Genomic DNA, 22,999 nt, shown 5'->3' on the forward strand with positions numbered 1-22,999 from the left:
TTGTTTGTTTTTTCAAACATCAAAAGTTCAAAATCTTGAACCAAAACAGATCATTATTTTTCATATTAAGCATAACACATTGAAATAATAATATAAAAAATTAACTGGCAATAGTTCAAAATTTTGAACCACTTTAACATCACAGACTAAAGCCTTACCCCTTTTCACCCAAAGCCCCAAACAGACAAAATCAATATTTATAAATATCTGCTTTAAACGGGCCGTTGATGGGAATACCGATATAATCAGACTGTTCCTGAGTCATCGTGGTCAGGCTGACGGAAAGATTTTTCAAATGCAGTCTTGCCACTTCTTCATCCAGCTCCTTGGGCAAGGTATACACCTTTTTTTCAAGATCTTCCTTGGCCAGTTTAATCTGAGCCAGAGTCTGGTTTGAAAAGCTGTTGCTCATCACAAAGCTGGGATGTCCTGTGGCACAACCCAGGTTCACAAGCCGTCCTTCGGCAAGAACAATAACGGACCGGCCCGACTCCAATGTCCATTTGTCCACCTGGGGTTTAACGTTTATTTTAAAGGCCGTTGGGTGATTATCCAGATAGCTCATCTCTATTTCACTATCAAAATGACCAATATTGCAGATAATAGATTCATCCTTCATCTGCTCCATATGTTCTCCTTTGATCACATGGTAATTGCCGGTGGCTGTCACAAAAATATCTCCGTGAGGTGCAGCCTCTTCCATGGTCACAACCCGGTAGCCTTCCATGGCGGCCTGGAGTGCGCAAATAGGATCAATTTCAGTGACCCAGACAATGGCACCATATCCCTTCATGGACGCGGCACAACCCTTGCCCACATCCCCGTAACCGGCTATGACAACGGTTTTACCCGCGATCATGACATCGGTTCCCCGCTTGATACCGTCTGCAAGAGATTCTCTGCATCCGTAAAGGTTATCAAATTTAGATTTGGTCACGGAATCATTCACATTGATAGCGGGAAACAAGAGTTCGTTTTTTTCAGCCAGCTGATAAAGCCTGTGAACACCGGTTGTTGTCTCTTCTGAAACCCCTCTGATTTTTTTGGCAATGTTGGTCCATTTTTCAGGATTTTCCTGAAAACTCACTCCCAGGCGTTTCATCAGACATTTTTCATCAAGGCTGTTGAATTGATTATCCAGCAAAGACGGATCTTTTTCAACTTTCACACCCTGGTGGACATAAAGAGTTGCATCCCCTCCGTCATCGACAATCAGATCAGGCCCAGAACCATCAGGCCAGATCAATGCCTGCTCCGTACACCACCAGAACTCGTCAAGAGTTTCCCCTTTCCAGGCAAAGACGGCTGCCGATCCTTTTTGTGCAATGGCTGCGGCTGCATGATCCTGGGTGGAAAAAATATTGCAGGATGCCCATCGAATATCCGCACCCAGTTCATACAATGTATCAATGAGCATGGCGGTCTGGATGGTCATATGCAGGCTGCCCATGATTTTTAATCCCTGAAGGGGTTTTTCCTGCCCATATTTTTCCCTGATGGCCATCAGACCCGGCATCTCCTTTTCTGAAAGCTGCATGTCCTTATGGCCTTCTTCAGCCAAGGCAATATCTTTGATCTTATATTTAAGATCAAGGTCAAGGTCGATATAGGAAGGGTCTTTACTCAATTGTGACATTTAAAAATACTCCTTAATTAATTTCACTTCAAGATAAACATATCAAAATATATTGATATGTTGTTTTTGGTCAAAAATACAAGTATCGGTTTTTATTGTCAATAAAAAACCGCCTCAACTTTAATTTTCAAGCTGGAGCGGCTTTTATCAAAACTTAAAATCCCGGAGGACAGGCAACTATAATCCGGCCAGATCCCTTATCTGATCAGCTTTGTCTGTTCTTTCCCAGTAAAAATCAGGGTCTTTTCTTCCAAAATGTCCATAAGCTGATGTTTTCCTGTAAATAGGACGAAGCAGATCAAGAGTTTCAATGATGGCGGCAGGCCTTAGATCAAACACCTCTTTGACAATATCAACAGCCCTGGTTTCAGATATTTTTCCTGTTCCCATAAAATCAACCAGAAGGGATACAGGCTGGGCAACCCCGATGGCATATGCCACCTGGATCTCACATTTATCAGCCACACCGGATGCAACAAGATTTTTTGCAATATATCGGCCCATGTAGGATGCACTTCTATCTACTTTTGAAGGATCTTTTCCTGAAAAACATCCTCCCCCATGACTGCCCTGGCCGCCATAGGTATCAACAATGATTTTTCTGCCGGTAAGCCCGCAGTCTCCCATAGGGCCTCCCACAACAAAACGGCCTGTGGGATTAATAAAAAAACGGGTATCCCCGTCTATCATCTCTTCAGGAATTACTTTTCTAATGACTTCTTTTATGATGGCCGCCTTTAAATCATCATGAGAAACATCAGGCGAATGCTGGGTGGAAACAACAACAGTGTCAACCCTTTTGGGCTGGCCTCCGTTTATGTATTCAACGGTTACCTGGGATTTTCCGTCAGGCCTTAAAAAATCAAGGGCACCGTTTTTTCTGACCTGGGCCAAACGTTTGGTCAGTTTATGGGCATAGGTAATTGGCATGGGCATCAGTTCCGGGGTTTCGTTTGTGGCAAAACCGAACATCAGACCCTGGTCACCGGCACCCTGCTCTTTGTAAAGTCCTGCGCCTTCATCCACTCCCTGGGCAATATCAGCTGATTGCTGGTCAATGCTTGTAACAACCGAGCATGTCTGCCAGTCAAATCCCATGTTTGAAGAGTTATATCCAATATCTTTGATGGTGCTTCTGACCACATCCGGAATATCCACATAGCAGTCTGTGGTAATTTCTCCTGCAACCATTGCAAGGCCTGTGGTTACCAATGTTTCACACGCAACCCGGCATTTTTTATCCTGAGTCATTATGGCATCAAGGATACCGTCAGATATGGCATCTGCTACTTTATCAGGATGACCTTCTGTTACAGATTCGGATGTAAACATGAAAGATTTTTTTTCTGACATTCCAAACTCCTTATTATCTGGGATAATTATATTGTCAATTCAATATTCGTTTCAGCTAAAAATAAACATATCAAAATATATTGATATGTTAGTTCCCATCCAAAATACAAGTCCCGATTTTTATTGTCAATAAAAAAATCCGCCTAACTTTATTATTTTTCATTAAATTATAAATTACTTGACAATTATTTCATAATTTTTATTCTTTGATGATTTTATGACAATGGAACTTAACACGTTTGGAGAAAATATGCCGGAAAACAGACGAACGAGAATCACAGGAATCGGATCTGCCTTGGTTGATATTTTAATCAATGAATCCGATCAGTTTTTAAAAACGCTTGAAAAAGAAAAAGGCGGAATGACCCTTGTGGGGGATAAGGATATCCAGCAGATATTAGCTGAAACAAACCAAACCCCTTTTGTTGTTCCAGGTGGTGCGGCGTGCAATACCATTGTCGGGATAGGCAACCTTGGCGGTGATGCCAGGTTTATCGGCAGAAGAGGAGATGATGAGTTCGGCCAAACATTTGAACAACAGATGGTCGACTGCAATGTTGAACCCCTTGTTTCAATCTCCGGTTCTCCGACAGGCAAGGTCTTATCGGTTATAACACCGGATGCTCAAAGGTCAATGTTCACTTTTCTAGGTGCATCCACAGAGCTTGACCCAAACTCAATCACGCCGGATATGTTTCAAGATACTGCCATCTCCATGATTGAAGGTTATCTTTTATTCAACAGGGACTTAATGATAGCTGCACTAACGGCTGCCAAAGCGGCAGGATCTCTGGTCGCTCTGGACCTGGCAAGTTTTGAAGTGGTCAATGCATCAGGCGATATTCTCGAAGATATCATAAAAGACTTTGTTGATATCCTTATTGCCAATGAAGATGAAGCAAAAGCATATACCGGATTTGATGACGAACAAAAAGCCGTTGAAAAATTATCCCAGGGAGTATCCTATGGGGTATTGAAAGTTGGAGAAAGAGGCAGTTATGTCTCGCACCATAACGATATCATACGAATTGATGCCATCAAAGGAAAAGCCCCTGTTGATACAACAGGAGCAGGAGATCTCTGGGCTGCGGGATTTCTTTTTGGCATTGCCCATGGATTTTCCATTGAAAAAAGCGGACAGATCGCTTCCGCATGCGGCTATGAGGCCTGCCAGGTCATGGGTGCCCAGCTTCCAGAAGAGGTCTGGTCAAGAATAAGAAAACTGATCTAATCTGATGAATCTATCTTGATCTTGGGAGGGTTGACAGATTTCAAATCTGTCAACCCTCCCTTATTGCTCCCCTTAATTTTATAAACACCTGCCAGTTTTTCAGGTTTGACACCTAAAAAAAACAAGGTTAAAATCGCCCAGTTTCTAAGGGTTCCGTAAATCCTTCCTTCCTGCTCCCATCGCCTTGATGATGTGGATGTCCGGGTGTTTATAAATTTTAATCTGCCTTTGTCTTGTTTGATTCTTACCATCAGATCAACATCTTCCATAATGGGAATTTCACGATATTGCCCGATGTCGAAAAAATAATTTTTCCTGATAAAAACAGCCTGGTCACCATAGGGAATCCTTGTGATACGGGAACGAAGGGAAGCTGTTTTTTCAACCATCCTGTAAAAAAAACCCCTGCCGGCAATTGACAGATCAAAGGCACCTGCTTTTACAGACAAATTTTCCATCACTGTTTGCACGGCATTCAGACCGCCTTCCGGCAGACTTGTATCGCAGTGAAGAAACAAAAGAATGTTCCCGGAAGCCATTCTTGCACCAGAATTCATCTGGCAACCTCTTCCAAGAGGAGAAACAACAGTTATGACATCTTTGTTTTTAACGCAACAAATCGTACTGCCATTTTTGCCTCCATCCACCACAATCACTTCCAATGTTCCTGAAAAGTCCTGCTGATAAATCTTTTCTATGGCTTGGTTTATACCTTCCTGCTCATTTAACACAGGTATGATAATTGATATATCCGTCTTCATATGCGTCAAGAATACGATGAGTTCTTTTTCCTGCCTTTCCGCCTTTTTTCACCCGTTCAATCAAAGCGTTAAAATCCGCTGGCGTATCAATATCATTCATTTCTTCAAGCAATCCATACCGAATGGACATCCGGTTCATAATCTTAATCGTCTGATCCATAACTGCCGATGTTGACCAGTCAATTCCATCAAACATGTTTTTTGAAAACGCGGATTTTTCAAATCCTATCAAATAATACCCGCCGTCACTTGAGGGGCCGATCACGGCATCTTTGGTTTGAAGCGCATCATAAGCAAGACAAATCAAATTTGTGCTGAGTTCCGGTATATCAGTACCGACAAGCAAGGCTGAATCATATCCTTTTTTGAATATATCAACAAATGCATTGGCCATTCGTTGTCCGATATTCTCACCTTGCTGCAAAAAATATTGATACTGAGTTCCAAGCCATTCTTGAAGTGTTTTTTCTTTTCCCCTGGGCCAGAAATAAAGGTGTTTATCCCCGGTTAATGACAGAGCTTCCAGGGTATCGCAGACAAATGCCTTATACAACTCCAGCACAAAGGCATTGCTCAATCCCCTGGAAAGTCTTGTTTTTACCCTTCCCTCTTCAGGAGCCCTTAAAAAAACAATGACTGCCTTAGAAATCATTAAAGACAATTTTAAACACGTCCTTGTATTTTTTTGCAAAATGGAAATCAATACCGTCTTTAATATGTTCGGGAAGTTTTTTAAAATCAGGCGTACACCCTTCCGGCAGAATGATTTCTCGAATACCGGTCCGCCGTGCAGCAATAATTTTTTCTTTTATTCCACCGACCGGAAGGACATCTCCTGTCAAGGTGATCTCCCCTGTCATGGCAAGGGGACGATTGATGGTCTTGCCCGTGGCAAGGGACACTATGGCTGTTGCAATTGTGACACCTGCACTTGGGCCGTCTTTCGGGGTTGCTCCTTCAGGAACATGGATATGTATAAAGGCATTATCAAAATATTTTTTACTGATTTTAAATGATCCCAGATTGGCCCTGACATGGCTGTATGCAATGGCTGCTGATTCCTGCATCACATCCCCGAGCTTGCCGGTAAGTTTAAATCCCGCATTTTTTTCATGAACCCGAACCGCCTCAATGGGAAGGGTTGCACCGCCCATCTGGGTCCATGCAAGACCTGTTACCACCCCAATGCCGGACATGGGCTTTTCCTGTTTGAAAATCGGCGGACCCAGTAAATCTTCCAGGGATTTAATGTTGATCCTGATCTGCTCTTTTTTTTCCTTTAATATTGTAACAATGCTTTTTCTGATGATTTTATTGAGCTGCTTTTCAAGATTTCTGACCCCGGCTTCTCTGGCATATCCTTCAATCAGATACCGGATGGTGGGTTCTGTTATGGTGATCACCTGAGATGTCAGGTTATTTCGCCGTAAAAGCTTTGGCCACAGATGTTTTCTTGCAATTTCCATTTTTTCTTCCGTGATATAGCCAGACAGATTAATACGATCCATCCTGTCCAGAAGAGGCCGCGGGATGGTATCCAGCTGATTGGCCGTACAGATAAACAAAACCTTTGACAAATCAATCCGAAGATCCATGTAATGATCCAGAAATTCTGAATTTTGTTCAGGATCAAGCACTTCAAGCAAAGCAGATGCAGGGTCCCCCTGGTAAGATGCCCCGATTTTATCCACCTCATCCAGCATTATCACCGGGTTTGCAACTTCCGTATCCTTTAAGGCCTGTACCAGTTTTCCAGGCAATGCCCCCACATAGGTTCTTCGATGCCCTTTGATCTCGGCCTCATCTCTCATCCCGCCAAGGCTGAACCGGTAGAACTTTCTTCCCAGGGCCTCGGCAATTGATTTTCCAATGGAGGTTTTACCCACACCAGGAGGACCGACAAACAGGATAATGGAACCTGAAATATCTTTTTTGTAAATACCGGCGGCAAAAAATTCTATAATCCTTTCTTTGACGTCCGACAGCCCTGCATGATCCCGGTCAAGAACTTCTTCAGCCCTTTGAATATCAATATTGTCTTCGGAATGGACTCCCCATGGAAAAGCGGTGATCCAGTCCAGGTAATTTCTGGTGACTCCGTATTCAGCTGATCCTGTCTCCAGCACGGATAATTTTTCAATCTCTTCATCAAACCGCTTCACCACATGTTCGGGCGGATCAAGTTTTTTAAACTTTTCTTTAAATTTATCCACATCCGAAGTTTTATCATCTTTTTGCAGTCCGAGTTCTTTTTGAATTGCTTTGAGCTGTTCTTTCAAAAAAAAGGTTCGCTTGCTTTCATCCACCTGAATATTGATATCTTTCTGGATTTTGGATTGAAGCTTTCCTATTTCTATCTCTTTTTGAAGCAGCATCATCACTTTTTTCATACGTTCTATAACAGATGAAAATTCCAGAATTTCCTGCAGTTCATCACCCGATGCCGTGGTAATTCCAGCGGCAAAATCAGTCAGGGGTGAGGGTTGGTCCGGGCTGAACATTCCCAGGTATTGCTTTACCTCTTCAGAATATAATGGATTCAATGAAAGCAATTGCTTGATGGAATTGATAATAGCAATAGCATAGGCTTTAAGCTCATCTTCATTTTCTTTTGTTTTTTCAAAGTACTCCACTTCAACCACAAAAGGGGGTTTATCCGAAAGAAACCGCTTGATTCGAAATCTTTCAAGCCCCTGGGCAATAAACTGAATATTCCCCTGAACATCTGCTATATTCATCATCCTGGCAACACATCCTACTTTGGGAAAATTTTCCTTATATATATATTTTCCTTTTACTTCTTTCACATATGCGATACCCAGAAGATTTTTAGAATCTTTGGATGCTTTGGTCAGTGTTTCTTCCCATCTTTGCTTGCTGACGATAAGGGGTTGAACCTGTGCAGGCAAATGAGGCCGTCCCGTAATGGGAATCAAGTATAAAACATCCGGTTTTGAGATTTGCTGAACCAGTTGACCATCTGACTTTTCATTCTCTTCTTCAACTATTTCAGGTGTAATCGGCTTGCTGTCATCAGTCATAAACCACCTCTTAAGAAAAAAATTAATGTTAGTATTATTATAGCGAATATGGATTTATTATAATATCATATTAACATCTGACAACCTAAAAAATAAAAACCAGTACAAGCTACCAATTCCATACACACTGAAAAGAAATGGATTTACACGGCCTTTATTTTTTATGTATCACTTGAAAATCCGGTGAAAATCCGGGGGCATGATTTTTTTGACAAGAATGCACACCCCTATGCCGCAACTGCATCATTACTTTTTTTTGCAAGTATTGACAAAACGTTTAATCATAAAAACGACCCCACCTGCAACTGATAAGGGTGATACCAAGATAAGCTGTAAAATTTTCCATGATCCACGGTGATGTTTCCAGAAATAACTATAAAGTTCAAGTCTTTGCAAATGATATTTTTCCCATAAACACCTGGACACAAGTTCCTTCCTGTATATAGCAATGAAATTTCCTGATTGAGAGGCCGTCTTCAAAGCTGGAATCGGAAAAAATTTTAGCCAGGTGCTTATTAATGGACCAGGTGTTTAACTTCAATAACAGGTGTCATGGCATTTTTCCCAGGGATATGTTTAAAAAAGTCGGGTACTGTCTGATGGTTGAAACAAATCATAAAAGATGTCGCACTCACCAAACAGGACCCGGCATAAACAGTCTGCACAGAATGTACAAACTGCAGGAAGGCTACTATTTCATATCAACGGCCTTGATCCAGATAACAGCATCCCTGGAACACTTTTTACCCTTGTGGGTATAGTCGGGATCAAGGTCAAGTGCGGCAAATCCCCACCATCCTGCCTTGGGAATACCAAAGGTGAATACACCGTTTTCATCTGCAAAAATGGTCTGGAGAACAAAGGCGTCCTGGGGCGCAGTGGCCTTGGCTTCTTTGGCAAAGGTTTTTTTGTCCAGCAAGGGCTTGTGGTTCATGAATTCGATTTCAATTTCCGCACCGGAAACCGGTTTACCGTTGAAAAGTACCTGGCCCTGGAAGACATTGCCGGTCCAGCGGTCATAGGGTTTGGCCATGGGAACGATTTCCGTGGGAAGGCCGACAGGCTCCATCCATGCACCAGGCTCTCCGCCCACATTAATGATGACCTTGGTGTTCTGTTTGATATAAAAAGATTCATTGGCTTCCCAGTAAGGATCAGGAATCAGACAAAAAATATGATCACCTCCCCGGGCGGAATAAGTGGTTTCCCAGGCGTTGCCCGAATTGGTCAGGCTGGTCCAGGTAATGGGTTTCAAACTGTCCAGAAGATCAATTTTCTTGGGTGTGTTTTCTCCTCTGGAACGGACGGCAAAAAACTGCTCGGGCTTTCCCATATCCATGGTATGACCGGCTTCAAAGGGATGGGTAAATACCAAAGCCAGAGGAATTTTGCCGCCTTTGTTCAAGGCTGCTTCCGGCGTATAAATCATTTGAAAATGAGCAAATGCAGGAACCGTCATCGCCATAACAGCCAAGCTTGTTAACATAACATACAACTTTTTCATCTAAATTTTCTCCTTTAACATTCTGTTATTTTTTCCATATGAGCATCGTGGGATTTAAGCCGTAGTAAACCATCGGTTCTCATATCTCATTCCATAATCTCTTTGCCGTCCACTTCAATTTTATGGCCTTCACCTGCATCAAATATCACCTTGTATGAATCGGAAGGCTTGTCAAAGGTATATTCACTGTCTTCGTCCATTTTACCTTTGATGAGTATTTTGCCAGCCTTGTCCTCTACTCTAATTTGCACTCCTGAAGCAGAAGAACCGTCTGAAAATCCTCCTTCGCAGGTAATTGTACCGTCTGCGTTGTCATAGCAGGAACATAAGGGTGTGTGGGCATAACAGATTCCCGCCATAAAAAATCCAAACCCTATTATGCCGATGAAAAATTTTGTTTTGTTTAACATGAAATCAATCTCCTTTTTTTATGCGTGTTCTGATTTTGGTTTAATAAAACCCATTATAATTGTGATGGTCAGTGCCAGCCCATAAAATGCTACCATTGCCTGAAGCCCTGTAAGTCCAAGGATGCTTCCGCCCGTAAAAATCAGGGTTGAAACAATGATACCCAGAAGCATTTGGTATGTCATAGAAAACATCATCCACTTTACAGAACCCGACAGCAGTTTCACGGCAATGGAAGTGGCAAGACAGGGCGGATATAATACCATGAACATCATCAGGGCCAGAGCATGCAGAGGAGTAAATCCTTCTTCTCCTTTGGCCATGCGATTTTCAAGGGATTCACCTGCATCATCCTGTTCATACAGGGCTCCCAGGGTGGCAACTGAGCTTTCCTTGGCAGCAAAAGCGGAAAGCAGCGCTACATTGACCCGCCAGTTAAAACCGGCCCACTGGGTCGCCGGTACAATTGCCTTCCCAAGACGTCCCAAAAAACTTTGATCAATACGTTCCTTACGCATCTCGCGCAAAATTTTTTTTCTGGCCTTAACCAGTTTTTTAAATGCCCTGTTCACTTTTTTAGCGACCTTATCCTTGCCGGGCTGGGCAATAGTGAAAAAAACAGGATTCCTGGCCTTAAATTTCTCCTTTAGAACCTTGCCTGCCTCAGGTCCCCTGGTCAACACTTTCTTGTTCTTATAACTCTCCCAGAAAAGAATCATGGCCATGAGGTTTTTCCCTTCCAATGCTTGTTCATAGGAGGTGTCTGCAATCTTTTCCCGGAAGTTTGCAATGGCCTTATCTTTTCCTACATTATAATTGTCAATGCTTTCCCTGCTGATGCCGGGGAATTGCAAAAGAATGAAAATGACCACAGCCAGGGCCACCACAATGGTGGTAATCTTGCGGATAAACATCCAGACCCTTTCTATTGCCCGTCCCAGAACCCCACGAATGGTAGGCATGTGGTAGGGAGGCATTTCCATGACAAAGGGAGCGGTTTCCTTGTTCCTTAAAATCGTCATGGTCAGAAGCTTTGATACGGGCAGCACCATCAAAAGACTTATGGTAGAAATAAAAAACATGGCCATTGCCTTGTGCTCTGCAAAGTAAATATTGATCAGTAGAACATAAAGAGGCACCTTGGCAAGACAGTTAAGCATTGGAATAATAAAGATGGTGGTCAGCCGGGAGCGTTCATCCGGTATGCCCCTGCAGGACATTACACCGGGGACCGCGCACCCCCCCACATAAATGCCGCCCAGCACCATAGGCAGGGTGGACTGGCCGTGGAGGCCGAAACGGTTAAACAGCCTGTCCATGATAAATGCCATGCGGGGCATGTACCCACTGTCCTCCAGCATGGCAATCAATGCGAACAGGATGAAAAAAATGGGAATATAATTGAGCAGGGCATTGACCGAGTCCACCAGCCACAAAGTAAAGGCCCGGATCAGCGGTATGTCGATAAATCCCGGATCAGGCATTGCCGCTGCCGCAAGATTCCGTATTTTGGCCAGCCAAGGCCAGGTATAATTGGTCAGGTTATAGCCCTGGACAATGGACAGGTAATACAAAAGCCAGATAACACCCACCATGACGGCAGGCCCTAAAAATTTATGGCAGACGACATTATCAATTTTATCGGATAATGGTCTTTTTGCCGTAGCAGGCATGGTCAGGCAGGGTTTGCAAACGGCTTCGGCCGCCATGTACCGGCACTGGGCCACATACATCTCCGCTGTTTCCTCAAGGTCTGTCTCAAATTTTTCCCTGATGAGCGTAACCCTTGCCAGAAGCTCTTCTGCACGAGATACTTTTTCCCGGATAAGGCGCCGGACCTCCTCATCACCTTCCATGAGCTTGATGGCCATCCAGCGTATGGGGTATACATCCTCAAAATCTGTGCCGGATTTAAGCAAATCCCTGATATCCCTGAGATAGGATTCCATTTCCTTGTAATCCACCCGGACCGGAGTCTGGGGGGCTTTCCGGTTTCCAACAGCCTGTACGGCATCTATAAGCTCTTTTTTACCCCGGCCCTGTTTCATGGACGTGGCAACCACTGGAATACCCAGTTGCCTGGACAGGGCTGCACGGTCAATGGCCATTCCACGACTTTTCGCCACATCCATCATATTCAGGTTTAAAATGACCGGAATTTCCATTTCCAGGAGCTGAAAAGTAAGATACAGACAGCGCTTGAGGTTGCTTGCATCCATGGTGTTAATGACCACGGACGGATTTTCATGAAGGATAAAATCCCTGGACACCCGTTCTTCAGGAGAATAGGATGTCATGCTGTAGGTACCCGGCAGATCCACCACTTCCACCCGGGTGCCGTTACAATGATACCAACCCACCATCTTATCCACGGTTACACCGGGATAATTGGCTACATGCTGTTTGGCACCGGTAAGGGCATTGAAAACGGTTGATTTCCCGCAATTGGGCTGGCCAGCCAGGCTGACAAGCAGCTTATCTGTCCCCATTACGTTCCACCTCTATAAAACGGGCCTCATCATGACGCAGACTGATGAAATAACCGTCTACTTCCACTTCCAGGGGATCTTCCAATGGGGCATTCCTTACAACTTTGAGATTCAGGCCCGGATAAATCCCCATATCCATAAGCCTTTGTCCCAGCTTGTCTCGTGCTGACAGTTTTTTAATGTTACATTCATTGCCCGGTTGAAGTTCATCCAAAGTCATACGCTCTCCTTAAAAAATCAATGGTTTAATCACAGATAATGAGCCCGTTTCCGTTTATGAAAGGATAGTGGTTTAATTATCTTAGATTATCACCCATCCTTTTTTTATTAGACAGAATCTAAGTTATAAGTATCATATTCTTATGTTAGGCTAACCTAATTAAGACTTGAAAACCTTAAATGTCATTATGGAATTATTTTGTCAAGTAGTTTTTTAAGCTGAGAGACAAAAATCAAGCCAAGTCCGGATGTCTCAATTTTAGATTGCCCCTTTTACTTCTTTATGTTAGGCATATAAAGTTCTGTATGACTAATTGTTTCCGGGAGAAAAAAATGACTGCAAAAATATTTATAAAAAGAACAATAGTTGCTTTCACTGCTGTTATATGTTTTACCCTGAATTCATGGACAGACTTCTCACCTGTTAAATGGATAGGAATGATCTTCTATTTTGTCTGCTTTGCAATGTACCTGAAGACTCTCTATCTTGCCCTGTTCAAAATGAAAAAGGTAACCGCAGATCTTCTGGTGGTAACCGTCATGATAGTTTCTCTTCTGGCGGGACAAATATTGAGCGGTGCATTGGTTGCATGGTTTATCAGCATGGGTCTTGCAATATCTTTTACCATCATAGAAAGGACCGGACGTAAAATTGCAGCCCTCACCAGGGAAACAAACAAGGTCGTCCGGGTTGTAAAGGATGGTATCATCAAGGCAATTCCCATTGACCAAGTTTGCCCTGGTGATGAGGTAGTGGTTCCCCAAGGGGAGATGATACCCTTTGACGGAGTGATCACAGAGGGTGCCTCATCCATTGACGAATCCGTTATCACGGGCGAGCCCTTTGCCTTGTTTAAGCAGACGGGAGATTGCGTAACATCGGGTTCAATCACCACCACGTCTCAGCTTAAAATCAAGGCAGAAAAGGCAGGGAACAAGGGATTTTTCTATGTAATGGCAAAACAGATAGAAGCATCCCTTAAGGTTAAACCCAAAACTCACATCACCGCTGACAGGATTGTTCAATTCTTTATTTCCGGTGTGGTCATCTATGCCCTGGGAGTATTTATTGTTACCGGATTTCTCACAAAAGACCTTACAGCCGGTCTTATTCGAATGGCTGCGGTGACGGCGGTGGCTTGTCCATTGGACGTACCAAAGCTGATCTTGCTGTCAAGTCTTCCGACATCATAGTGATGCGGGATGATGCCGCAAGCCTGATTGTCATCCTGGAAAAGGGTAAAAAACTGATCCGTATTATCAAGGAAAATTATGCCTGGGCCATTGGCTTCAATACCATCGGCATTGTACTTGCCACGGTGGGAATCCTGAGTCCGTGGCTTGCCGCCTTGTTTCACCATATAAGTTCGGTGCTGGTTGTACTCAATTCCGCAAGATTGATCCGAAACGACAAAACCAGTTTACAACGACACCCTGAAACTGATTAACCATGGAGCTGTAAAAGGAGCTGTAAAATATTTTTTTCCGCCTAACTTTTATGCAATCCGACAAAAGAATTAGTCGTTTGACCAAAATAATTATTTGACTTACTATATGTTTAAATATAAACATATAAAAACAAATATAATGGAGAAATGACATGGCCAAAAAAAATCAACTTTCAGAAAGTCTTGAAGATTATCTTGAAACCATACTTGAACTACAAAAAACAAAAACCGTTGCCCGTTCCAAGGATATTGCCGAGAAAATGGACATTAAAAGAGGTTCCGTTACAGGAATGTTAAAAAAGCTTGCCGGAAAAGAACTTATCAACTATGAGCCCTATGGATATGTCACATTAACCCCTGAAGGCAAAAAAATCGCATTGGAGATTGAGCGCCGTCATATTTTTTTAAAAGATTTTTTCTATAGAGTTTTAAAGGTGGATGAAAAAACAGCAGACCGTACGGCATGCCAAATGGAACATGCAATGAATCAACAGACCTTTAATAAGTTTAAAAAGTTTATAAACAAAATTGACACTTGCCCCCATAATGATATTAACCCGAACAGCGATTAGCCTTTTCGACAAAACAAGCCAAGCCTAACTTTTTTTATTAAAAAATCAAGCACATATCTACACCGTCACCCTAAAAAGATAGCCTACACAAACTCTTTTTTTCTTATCTTTTAAAATCACACAAGACAAACACTGACACCTATCATATAAATCATCTGTTTTAATTTAATATGTTTGACATACAAAACATTATATTGTTTATAATAAAAATTTTAAAATTAAAATCATTTGACCTCAAAGCTAATTAAATTTAATTTTTATTAAAATTTTAGTTGAAACAAATAATATTATGTTATATAGCATATTTTCAAATCTTTTCAGTATCGAACTTATCGGCGGATTTTTTACTAACCGCCACAGGCAAACCTGGTATCTCATCCTGGCTTGCCAACAACAAAGATTGAAAGTCTCTGTATGATTTTTTTAAGACTTTCATATAAAAAAGACCCTCGGAAAATAAGGAGATAATTCAGTGTATTATCGAAAGATACTATTAAATATTATTATAGCAGGACTGACATGTTTGATTGCCCTGCCCCCGTCTTTAGCTCAAAATTTTGATATCACAAGTCATGCTGTCCGTAATGAAATATCCAAAGCCATGGATGTTGAAAAAAAAATTCAAAAAAGAGTAACTGCCTGGACTGAAAAAGCAGCAGATCTGTCGGACAAGCTTAACCGGCTCAGGGAAGAAAAACAACGTATGGAAAAAAAGTTGCAAAAGCTTATGCGCCTCAAGACCCTGGAAGAAAAAAAACATGCGGAAAACAAGCGCAAGAAAAAAGAGGCTGACCGTGTACGCAATGAATTGTCCGATTATCTGGATTCCGTACTGGTAAAACTTGAAACCCATATCAAGCAGGATCTGCCGTTTCTAATGGCTGAAAGACAGGCAAGAATAGATTCCCTGAAAGACATGATGGTGGACCCAACAGAATCCTCAGCAGAAAAATTCAGGCGGATTTTTGAAGCCCTCCAGATTGAAACGGAATACGGCACCACCATAGAGGCAAGCCAGAAAACAATCACCTTTGAAGGCACACAGGTATTGGTGAATGTTTTCAGGCTGGGCCGGGTATCGCTTTTCTGCCAGACCATTGACAAGAAAAAAAGCGGTTATTTTGACATAAGGGAAAAAAACTGGAAAATTCTGCCCGAAGATGTAAACCGGGATATGGCAAAAGCTCTTGCCATGGCGAGACTGGAACGGAGTGTTGAACTTGTTAAACTACCCCTGGGAAGGATTGTACGACCATGAAAAAAACATTATTAACTCTCTTTGTGCTGATCTGTTTCATATCTCCCCTTCATGCCGAAGATATGCGCAAGGCAGCCTTGATGGCAAAAAAAGAACTGGAAATGACCCTTGAAAGGGATCAACAAAGCCAAACCGATATTCAAAAAAGCAAACTTTCAATCACTCAGGAGATAGACCGCCTTGAAGCCCGAAACACACAATTGAAACAAAATATCAAAACCATAGATCAAGAAATTGCATTATTGCATACTGAAAATGAAACGATGGAACAAGAAGCTGCCCGGGACAAGGCGCAAATGGACGAATTATCCGGTGCAGTCCGTGTGGCGGCAGGAAACCTCAGCGCCATACTTACCGCCTCAATGTATACGGCGGATGATACCGGCCGCAGGGACAAACTTGCCCCTGTTCTGGATACCGACCGCTTCCCCGGCATTGATGATATGAAGACAATCTCAAATCTTTTCCTGGAAGAAAGCGCGCTTGCCGGAGGCATTGAGCTAAAACCAATGAATTTTGTCTCGGATACGGGTGAAAAGGTACGGGGAGATGTACTGATCCTTGGGGGATTCACTGCTGCCTACAGGCTTGGGGACAAGACAGGATTTTTAAATTATTCCCCTGAAGGCAACCAATTGTATGCCCTGTCCGCCCTTCCCTCCCGGCATGTCCGAAAAACCTTGGACCGATACATGAGCGGTGAATCCGATTCAGTCTTTATCGATATTTCCAGGGGCGGAGCCCTTCGCCAGATCACCCACAAACAAAGCCTCAAGGATCAGATTCAAAAAGGAGGATTACTGGTCTGGCCCATTCTCGCTTTGGGTATGTTTGCCGTATTCATCGGTATTGAAAGAACATTTTTCCTGGGAAGGGTCCATGCCAATACAGACAAAGTCATGGGAAAGGTAAACCAATTGGCGGCCAAAGGGCTCTGGGAAGACTGCAACGCCATGGTAGGAGAGAAGAAAATCCCTGTTTATAATGTATTGCGGTCCGGCCTGGGTGCCAGATCTGAAAATCGGGAAACCCTGGAAAGTATCCTCCAGGAGTCTATTTTAAAGGAACTGCCCAGACTGGAACGATTCCTTCCCATGCTCAATATCATGGGGTCCATCGCCCCTCTCATAGGACTTTTAGGAACTGTTACAGGAATGATCTCCACCTTTCATGTCATCACCCTGTACGGCACCGGAGACCCGAGAATGATGTCCGGCGGCATCTCAACCGCCCTTGTGACAACCATGATGGGACTGGGCGTGGCCATCCCCATCATGCTGTTGTACACCTTTTTGTGCAGACGGGTGGAGCATGTGATAGGGGATATGGAAGAAAAGGCCGTCGCCCTGACCAATATTATTTACAGGGAGATCAAATAGAAACCAATGGATATGGCAAATGAAATCTACCTTTATCTGAGGCAGGGGGGACTGATTATGGTTCCCCTTATCCTGTGTTCCTGCATCATGTGGACATTGATCCTGGACCGGGCAATCTTTTTTTTCAGGCTTGAAAAAAAAGATATAGAGCTGCACCAGATGTTCCGTATACTTGAACAGGATCAGAGGCCTGACAAACATCCGGGAATCCGTGCCTACCTTATCAATCAGATCATGAGCCGCAGAACCCATGACCGTGTGGCAGACAAACGGATCATTGACGAATGTGCCATGCCGCTTTTTTCCCGGCTGGAACGTTTCCTGGCAACCATTGCAGTACTGGCGGCAGTATCCCCCCTGTTCGGACTGCTGGGCACAGTCACCGGCATGATCACTACCTTTGACGTTATCACGCTGTTTGGCACAGGAAATGCCAGGGCTATGGCCGGCGGAATTTCAGAAGCCCTGGTCACCACCCAAAGCGGGCTTTTGGTGTCCATACCAGGGCTTTTCATGAGTGTTTTTTTATACAGGCAGTCGTCCCGGGCCAGGACCCGTTTAGAAGAGGCGGTTATGATTTTAAAAAGGAGTTTAAAATGATAAATGTCAGAAGTTCTGTCAGGATGCGAAGCAAAGAAGTGGGCATCAATATGTCCCCGCTGATTGATCTTGTTTTTCTGTTACTGATCTTTTTTATGGTGACCACAAGCTTTGTCAGGGAGACTGGAATTGATGTCCAGAGACCGTCGGCATCATCAGCCGCTCTTACTGAAAACGGAAATATCCTGGTAGCAGTCTCCAATGAAGGAACCATTCACTTTGACGGCAAAAAAATTGATATCAGGAGCTTAAGATCCCACATCACCCGGGCCATTTCAGAGAACCCCGAAGGATCAGTAGTCATTGTAGCCGACAAAATCAGCTATACCGGTATTGTAATCAGGGTAATGGACCAGTGCCGGTTGGCCGGGGCCAGGCGGGTGAGTATTGCCGCATCTAAAAAAAGCGGTGAAAACCGATGAAAAACCTTGTATTCAAATCTTATCTTGTACAGGGTTTTCTGGGGGCACTTATCATAAATATGCTGTTGTTCTGTTCTTTACCCGGCCTGATCATCATGGAAACTGAAAAGGATGATCTTGAAAGCCTGAATGTGGTGAATTTCACACGAATCAAACCTGCCCCCCCGCAGACCAAGACCAAAGAGCCCCCCCCGGAAAAAGAACCGGAAAAAGAACCGGAAAAAGAACCGGAAAAAATTTATACGGCCACCCGTCAAAAGCCCCAAAAGGTTGCTAAAAGAGAGCTGAAACTGAATATACCTGCCATGGATCTTAATATTGATCAAAGAATATCAGGCGGGGTACCTGTGTTTTCCCCGGCACAGGAGCCCGTGGTGCAGGATTTGGATGCCAGATCCATGCCGGACTTTGATGCTGTAATGGATCAAGACGCAGTAGATACCATTCCCATGCCTACATTTAAGAATCACCCCAGGTATCCATATCGTGCCAAACGCATGGGAATTGAAGGTGAGGTCAAGGTAAAATTCCTGGTGGACAAGGAGGGACGAGTGTCTGATATTACGATTATCCAGGCCAGTGTTCCGGGTATTTTCAATGACAGCGTTATCAATGCAATCTCCTCATGGAAATATTCACCTGGTGAGCTGATGGGAAGGAAAGTCGCCACCATGGTCACCACTACCATTATTTTTAAAATGGAGGCCCAATAATGAAAAAGAAAAGACCCCGGACACAATATGTGACAGCCTTGTGGTTGTTTCTTGTTTTTGTATTATTACCGGCAGGCACAGGTGCCGCAGATGCTCAATGCCCGGATGAAAAGACCTTGAGCCGCAACGCCCGCATTGCACTGGTAGCTGCTCAAAAACAGATAAATGAAAACAACCCCTCAAATGCAAGACAGACTCTTCTCAAATTCAACCAGGAGTATCCCGATGAAAACCATCCCTATGTAGCCTATACTCTTGCCAATCTCCTGGTTGAAAAAGATCTGCTTTCTCAGGCCCTTGCCCAGTATCAAAAAACCATTGACATGTGCGAAGGTTATGCCCCGGCCTGGCAGAATATGGGTAAAATATGCTTTGACCTTAAAAAATTTAACCAGGCAGCCCTTGCCATGGAAAAAACCTATGAACTTACGGGACGGAAAAATCATTTACTGCTGTTCCATGCTGCTGTAGCCCATATCTCTGACAAAAAATCTGAAAAAGCCCTGAACCATCTGCAGTTTCTCACATCCGGCAAAGCAGGGCCACCTGAAGCCGGCTGGGTCAAACTCATGGCCCGGCTCTCCATTGAACAACAACAGGCAAAAAAAGCCATTGCCATTGTTGAAAACCTGCTGGATAAAAAAAATCCTGATGCATGTCTTTTCAGGGTTGCAGCGAACCTGTATCTGCACATGAATAAATACCGTAAAGCAGCAGAAGCCTTATCAGTCTATGGTATGCTTTGCCCCCTGGCCATTGCCGAACAAACCCTTCTGGCTGACCTTTATAACAACCTGGGGATTCCGTTTAAAGCTGCACTGCACTATGAAAAAGTCATTGAAAAAAAGTCTGAAAAAAAAACATATGAACGGCTGGCATCTGCCTGGCTTGAGGCCTGCAAGCCTGAAAAAGCCATGAGGGCTGCTGAACAAGGCCTGAAAATCCATCCGAAATCCCAGGCCCTTTGGAAAATCAAAGCCTGGATTCATTATGACAACAAAGAATTTCACAAGGCATCGCAAGCATTTTTACAGGCATGCGTACTGAAAAAATCCGATTCAAAATCATTGTTCATGCACGGGCTTTGTGCCTGCAAAGCCGGCCGACATGAGATTGCAAAAAAAGCCTTAGAAAAGGCATCTTGCCATTCCCGTTATAAAAAACAAGCCTTGGCATTGATCCGGCAAATGGAACAGGGAGCCGGCAAATCATGAGCGCATCAGTATTTTATAAATCAGACTATACCCCCCCGGATGAAGGCTCCCAAAATCCCTATGGCAGGTTTGTCTATGACGTCACAGGCATGGCAAATCCGGAACAGATATTTAAAGTCATTCCTGTCAAACCCGGCCTTTGTTTATCCTTTTGCACAAATTCAACCAAAATCTATCCACACATTGAATTTGAAGTCAAAAATGCACCTGTGGATTTTTCCTTTTTTCTTTCAGGTTCCTGTGTCCACAGAATTAAAGGCCTGAACCCAAAAAAAACCATTGAATTAGTCCATAAACCGGGCATGAATATGGTCTCCTGTCTTCCTAATATTGAAGGGAAGATGAATCTTGACCCAGACCAGTCCCTGGCATGCGTATGCCTTAAAATTGATCCAGATCTTTTATTTTCCTACCTGGAAGAAAACCTGGACCAGGCATCCCAAAAAGTCCGGGACTTGTTTGATAGTAAAAAAAAGACTTACTTTACCTGCCCCATGAGCCGGGACATGATAACAACCGCCCTGCAGATTGTTCATCCGCCGGCCTATACCGGAAGTGCCAGTACCCTGTTTTATGAAAGCCGGGCATTGGAACTTCTGGCCATGCAGCTTAAACTCTTAGGGGGTCAACATTTGATTTCAAAACCGTTTCACATGACCGGCTCCGATCTTGAAAGCATTCATTCGGCACGACATATTCTGCTTGAGGATATCCAGAACCCGCCTACCATTGCAACTCTTTCAAGGATTTGCGGTATTAATGAATTCAAGCTGAAAAAAGGGTTTAAACAAACCTTTAACACCACCATATTTGCTTATCTTAAAAAACATAGAATGGAAACTGCCTGGCACATGCTCAAAGAGCAAAACATATCGGTTACCGAAGCTGCATCCATGGTGGGTTATACAAATATCAGCCATTTCAGTGCCGCGTTTCGCAAGCAGTTTAACATCAATCCCGGAACACTGAAAAAAAAATTTATAAATCCGGTAAATTACCATTCCCCAGAAACCGGACAAACTGCTTTAAAATGCCCTTCCGTTTTGCCGTCCAGAAAAACAATTTGCCCGGATCGGCATTGAACTGGAAGGAATAAAGATACCATACGGAAGATATAAACCATTAGCAGACAAGATTCTCGACTATTTTCCACCGTCCCTCTCGAATTCATTTGACATTCATGTTACTATTCATATAATTAGTCAAATTCGTCTAATTTAATTTTATAATTAATTGAATAAATTGTTAATTTTTAAATTATGATTGCCTTTTTTTTATTCAAACACAAACCCGATTTATCACCCATTTGATGTTTTGGAGAATAAAGCATGACACTTTCAATAACCGAATATTTAGAGCGAGGCCCCTCAACATCTAAAGAGATCCAGGCGGCAACAGGCCTGAGCCAGAGTACGGTTTCTCGCCTATTAAAAAAAAAGGGAGATAGTGTCATACAGTTAAAAAGAGGGCGTTCAACAAGATATGCGGCCACCCGCAACGCCTTTGGAGCTAACGACAAACTGCCTTTAAGCATGATCAATGTGTCAGGGGAAACTATTTTAATTGCTTACATACGGCCTTTGAACTATGGCGGCTTTTTTGTGGAAATAGTCAGAGACTTCTCTCCCCTTTTACTTGGTGAGAATGGAGACGGGCTGTATGATGACCTGCCTTATTTCCTATACGACCTAAGACCCCAAGGTTTTTTAGGCCGACAAATTGCCCATGCGATAGCCTCACAATCAGATGATTTTCCTTCTAACCCAGACACCTGGACTACCAATCACATTGGTCGTTATTTGATTTCCAATGGTGATGATTTGCCTGGGTGTTTTATATTTGGAGAACCGTCGTTACTGCGTGTTAAACGCAAACCTGCCTGCGTGTCTGATACGGACTATCCTGCACTTGCAGAAAACGTTATGAGCGGAGATGTCCCGGGTTCATCGGCTGGCGGTGAGCAGCCAAAATTTACAGCTTTTAATGGAGACCTTTCGTCTCATGTGATTGTCAAATTCACCCCTAAAGGGGATAACGAAATTGCAGCAAGATGGCGTGATATTTTAATTACAGAATATTGGGCCGCAAAAATTATTAGCACCGGTTTCTTTCCCGCTGCCAAGCCCAGGCTTTTCGATATAGACGGGAGATTGTTTCTGGAGACACAGCGATTCGATAGGTTCAAAGAGTTCGGCAGATTACCAATGATTTCTCTCAAAGTTATTGATGCAGAGTTTGTCGGCCTGGGAAATAATTGGGCTTTAATCATGCGAGATCTTTGCAAAAAAAACATGGTTTCTAAACAAAATGCTCTGGATGCACAATCTTTATGGCATTTTGGCCGTCTCATAAATAATACAGATATGCATTTAGGAAATTTGAGTCTAACGATAGAATATGATTCATTCCAGTTGTTGCCGGTCTATGATATGTGTTCCATGGGGTTTGCACCAAGAAGCGGAGGGGAAGTCCCGCCATTTTCTTTTAAACCGCCAAATATCGATAAAATAGATATTGATGAGGAACAGTTATGGATGATTAAAAGCTTAGCTCATAAATTTTGGGATCACGTTGTAAATGATGATAGAATTTCAGATCAATTCAGGATTTTTTTGCAAAAAGGGAACCCGATTGATTCGCTTTGGTCATCGGAAAATTTCGTATAGCACTATTGCTTTGAATTTGATTGATTCAAAAGCCGGTGCGCCTTCCTTTAAAAAAATTATTATTGGCTGGTTTCTTATATCCCGA

21 protein-coding genes are annotated in these 22,999 nt (G+C 43.2%); 12 read left to right on the forward strand and 9 right to left on the reverse strand.

The window, feature by feature from the left end; all coding sequences use genetic code 11:
• Nucleotides 1-190: 190 nt before the first annotated feature.
• Complete coding sequence (gene ahcY / locus BLT94_RS11555; protein ID WP_092234196.1) at nt 191-1,636, reverse strand: adenosylhomocysteinase; 1,446 nt, start codon at nt 1,634-1,636, stop codon at nt 191-193.
• 177 nt (nt 1,637-1,813) lie between these two features.
• Nucleotides 1,814-2,989 (reverse strand): methionine adenosyltransferase, encoded by a 1,176-nt coding sequence (gene metK / locus BLT94_RS11560; protein ID WP_092234199.1) that lies wholly within the window; start codon nt 2,987-2,989, stop codon nt 1,814-1,816.
• A gap of 250 nt (nt 2,990-3,239) precedes the next feature.
• Here metK and BLT94_RS11565 point away from each other — a divergent pair, with 250 nt between their 5' ends.
• On the forward strand, nt 3,240-4,220 hold the full coding sequence (locus BLT94_RS11565; protein ID WP_092234202.1) for an adenosine kinase: 981 nt from the start codon (nt 3,240-3,242) through the stop codon (nt 4,218-4,220).
• Here BLT94_RS11565 and BLT94_RS11570 read toward each other — a convergent pair.
• From BLT94_RS11570 to BLT94_RS11600, 7 genes are all read right to left on the reverse strand, one after another.
• The gene (locus BLT94_RS11570) at nt 4,217-4,981 is read right to left on the reverse strand and encodes a TIGR04283 family arsenosugar biosynthesis glycosyltransferase (protein ID WP_092234204.1); all 765 of its coding nucleotides are present in this window, start codon (nt 4,979-4,981) and stop codon (nt 4,217-4,219) included. The genes BLT94_RS11565 and BLT94_RS11570 overlap by 4 nt on opposite strands.
• Complete coding sequence (locus BLT94_RS11575) at nt 4,941-5,633, reverse strand: TIGR04282 family arsenosugar biosynthesis glycosyltransferase (protein ID WP_092234207.1); 693 nt, start codon at nt 5,631-5,633, stop codon at nt 4,941-4,943. Before BLT94_RS11575 ends, BLT94_RS11570 begins: the two co-directional genes overlap by 41 nt.
• Nucleotides 5,623-8,022, reverse strand: coding sequence for an endopeptidase La (gene lon / locus BLT94_RS11580; RefSeq protein WP_092234210.1), 2,400 nt, complete (start codon nt 8,020-8,022; stop codon nt 5,623-5,625). Before lon ends, BLT94_RS11575 begins: the two co-directional genes overlap by 11 nt.
• 691 nt (nt 8,023-8,713) lie before the next feature.
• Nucleotides 8,714-9,526 carry a DUF4198 domain-containing protein gene (locus BLT94_RS11585; protein WP_014958624.1) on the reverse strand — a complete coding sequence of 271 codons (813 nt, stop codon included), beginning with the start codon at nt 9,524-9,526 and terminating at the stop codon, nt 8,714-8,716.
• A gap of 86 nt (nt 9,527-9,612) precedes the next feature.
• Entirely contained in the window at nt 9,613-9,936 is a 324-nt protein-coding gene (locus tag BLT94_RS11590; RefSeq protein WP_014958625.1) for a hypothetical protein, read from the reverse strand.
• 18 nt (nt 9,937-9,954) lie between these two features.
• Entirely contained in the window at nt 9,955-12,423 is a 2,469-nt protein-coding gene (feoB, locus tag BLT94_RS11595; RefSeq protein WP_092234213.1) for a ferrous iron transport protein B, read from the reverse strand.
• Nucleotides 12,410-12,643 carry a FeoA family protein gene (locus BLT94_RS11600; RefSeq protein WP_014958627.1) on the reverse strand — a complete coding sequence of 78 codons (234 nt, stop codon included), beginning with the start codon at nt 12,641-12,643 and terminating at the stop codon, nt 12,410-12,412. The genes feoB and BLT94_RS11600 overlap by 14 nt, the downstream gene beginning before the upstream one ends.
• Nucleotides 12,644-12,975: 332 nt before the next feature.
• Between BLT94_RS11600 and BLT94_RS11605 the strand changes: the two genes are divergently transcribed.
• From BLT94_RS11605 to yjjJ, 11 genes are all read left to right on the forward strand, one after another.
• A complete protein-coding gene (locus tag BLT94_RS11605) occupies nt 12,976-13,836 on the forward strand; it encodes an HAD-IC family P-type ATPase (protein ID WP_217641241.1) in 861 nt (286 codons plus the stop codon).
• Entirely contained in the window at nt 13,782-14,090 is a 309-nt protein-coding gene (locus BLT94_RS22190) for a hypothetical protein (protein ID WP_217641242.1), read from the forward strand. The genes BLT94_RS11605 and BLT94_RS22190 overlap by 55 nt, the downstream gene beginning before the upstream one ends.
• Before the next feature lie 152 nt (nt 14,091-14,242).
• A complete protein-coding gene (locus BLT94_RS11610; RefSeq protein ID WP_014958629.1) occupies nt 14,243-14,662 on the forward strand; it encodes a metal-dependent transcriptional regulator in 420 nt (139 codons plus the stop codon).
• Between the two features lie 472 nt (nt 14,663-15,134).
• Nucleotides 15,135-15,920, forward strand: a complete 786-nt coding sequence (locus BLT94_RS11615; RefSeq protein ID WP_092234216.1) for a DUF3450 domain-containing protein — start codon at nt 15,135-15,137, stop codon at nt 15,918-15,920.
• The gene (locus BLT94_RS11620; protein ID WP_092234219.1) at nt 15,917-17,299 is read left to right on the forward strand and encodes a MotA/TolQ/ExbB proton channel family protein; all 1,383 of its coding nucleotides are present in this window, start codon (nt 15,917-15,919) and stop codon (nt 17,297-17,299) included. Before BLT94_RS11615 ends, BLT94_RS11620 begins: the two co-directional genes overlap by 4 nt.
• A gap of 6 nt (nt 17,300-17,305) precedes the next feature.
• Entirely contained in the window at nt 17,306-17,899 is a 594-nt protein-coding gene (locus BLT94_RS11625) for a MotA/TolQ/ExbB proton channel family protein (protein ID WP_041279597.1), read from the forward strand.
• A complete protein-coding gene (locus BLT94_RS11630) occupies nt 17,896-18,321 on the forward strand; it encodes an ExbD/TolR family protein (RefSeq protein ID WP_014958633.1) in 426 nt (141 codons plus the stop codon). Before BLT94_RS11625 ends, BLT94_RS11630 begins: the two co-directional genes overlap by 4 nt.
• On the forward strand, nt 18,318-19,034 hold the full coding sequence (locus tag BLT94_RS11635; protein ID WP_014958634.1) for an energy transducer TonB: 717 nt from the start codon (nt 18,318-18,320) through the stop codon (nt 19,032-19,034). Before BLT94_RS11630 ends, BLT94_RS11635 begins: the two co-directional genes overlap by 4 nt.
• Nucleotides 19,034-20,248: a tetratricopeptide repeat protein gene (locus BLT94_RS11640; protein ID WP_245743091.1), complete on the forward strand. Its 1,215-nt coding sequence runs from the start codon at nt 19,034-19,036 to the stop codon at nt 20,246-20,248. Before BLT94_RS11635 ends, BLT94_RS11640 begins: the two co-directional genes overlap by 1 nt.
• Nucleotides 20,245-21,330 carry a helix-turn-helix domain-containing protein gene (locus BLT94_RS11645; protein WP_014958636.1) on the forward strand — a complete coding sequence of 362 codons (1,086 nt, stop codon included), beginning with the start codon at nt 20,245-20,247 and terminating at the stop codon, nt 21,328-21,330. The genes BLT94_RS11640 and BLT94_RS11645 overlap by 4 nt, the downstream gene beginning before the upstream one ends.
• 246 nt (nt 21,331-21,576) lie before the next feature.
• Nucleotides 21,577-22,914, forward strand: a complete 1,338-nt coding sequence (gene yjjJ / locus BLT94_RS11650; RefSeq protein ID WP_092234221.1) for a type II toxin-antitoxin system HipA family toxin YjjJ — start codon at nt 21,577-21,579, stop codon at nt 22,912-22,914.
• Nucleotides 22,915-22,999: the final 85 nt, after the last annotated feature.

The organism is Desulfobacula phenolica, from assembly GCF_900105645.1.
Taxonomy (GTDB): domain Bacteria; phylum Desulfobacterota; class Desulfobacteria; order Desulfobacterales; family Desulfobacteraceae; genus Desulfobacula; species Desulfobacula toluolica.

Bases quoted from the DNA above. Each gene is read 5' to 3' on its own strand.
- ahcY (WP_092234196.1), bottom strand. From the start codon at position 1,636: ATGTCACAATTGAGTAAAGACCCTTCCTATATCGACCTTGACCTTGAT.
- metK (WP_092234199.1), bottom strand. From the start codon at position 2,989: ATGTCAGAAAAAAAATCTTTCATGTTTACATCCGAATCTGTAACAGAA.
- BLT94_RS11565 (WP_092234202.1), top strand. From the start codon at position 3,240: ATGCCGGAAAACAGACGAACGAGAATCACAGGAATCGGATCTGCCTTG.
- BLT94_RS11570 (WP_092234204.1), bottom strand. From the start codon at position 4,981: ATGAAGACGGATATATCAATTATCATACCTGTGTTAAATGAGCAGGAA.
- BLT94_RS11575 (WP_092234207.1), bottom strand. From the start codon at position 5,633: ATGATTTCTAAGGCAGTCATTGTTTTTTTAAGGGCTCCTGAAGAGGGA.
- lon (WP_092234210.1), bottom strand. From the start codon at position 8,022: ATGACTGATGACAGCAAGCCGATTACACCTGAAATAGTTGAAGAAGAG.
- BLT94_RS11585 (WP_014958624.1), bottom strand. From the start codon at position 9,526: ATGAAAAAGTTGTATGTTATGTTAACAAGCTTGGCTGTTATGGCGATG.
- BLT94_RS11590 (WP_014958625.1), bottom strand. From the start codon at position 9,936: ATGTTAAACAAAACAAAATTTTTCATCGGCATAATAGGGTTTGGATTT.
- feoB (WP_092234213.1), bottom strand. From the start codon at position 12,423: ATGGGGACAGATAAGCTGCTTGTCAGCCTGGCTGGCCAGCCCAATTGC.
- BLT94_RS11600 (WP_014958627.1), bottom strand. From the start codon at position 12,643: ATGACTTTGGATGAACTTCAACCGGGCAATGAATGTAACATTAAAAAA.
- BLT94_RS11605 (WP_217641241.1), top strand. From the start codon at position 12,976: ATGACTGCAAAAATATTTATAAAAAGAACAATAGTTGCTTTCACTGCT.
- BLT94_RS11610 (WP_014958629.1), top strand. From the start codon at position 14,243: ATGGCCAAAAAAAATCAACTTTCAGAAAGTCTTGAAGATTATCTTGAA.
- BLT94_RS11620 (WP_092234219.1), top strand. From the start codon at position 15,917: ATGAAAAAAACATTATTAACTCTCTTTGTGCTGATCTGTTTCATATCT.
- BLT94_RS11625 (WP_041279597.1), top strand. From the start codon at position 17,306: ATGGATATGGCAAATGAAATCTACCTTTATCTGAGGCAGGGGGGACTG.
- BLT94_RS11630 (WP_014958633.1), top strand. From the start codon at position 17,896: ATGATAAATGTCAGAAGTTCTGTCAGGATGCGAAGCAAAGAAGTGGGC.
- BLT94_RS11635 (WP_014958634.1), top strand. From the start codon at position 18,318: ATGAAAAACCTTGTATTCAAATCTTATCTTGTACAGGGTTTTCTGGGG.
- BLT94_RS11640 (WP_245743091.1), top strand. From the start codon at position 19,034: ATGAAAAAGAAAAGACCCCGGACACAATATGTGACAGCCTTGTGGTTG.
- BLT94_RS11645 (WP_014958636.1), top strand. From the start codon at position 20,245: ATGAGCGCATCAGTATTTTATAAATCAGACTATACCCCCCCGGATGAA.
- yjjJ (WP_092234221.1), top strand. From the start codon at position 21,577: ATGACACTTTCAATAACCGAATATTTAGAGCGAGGCCCCTCAACATCT.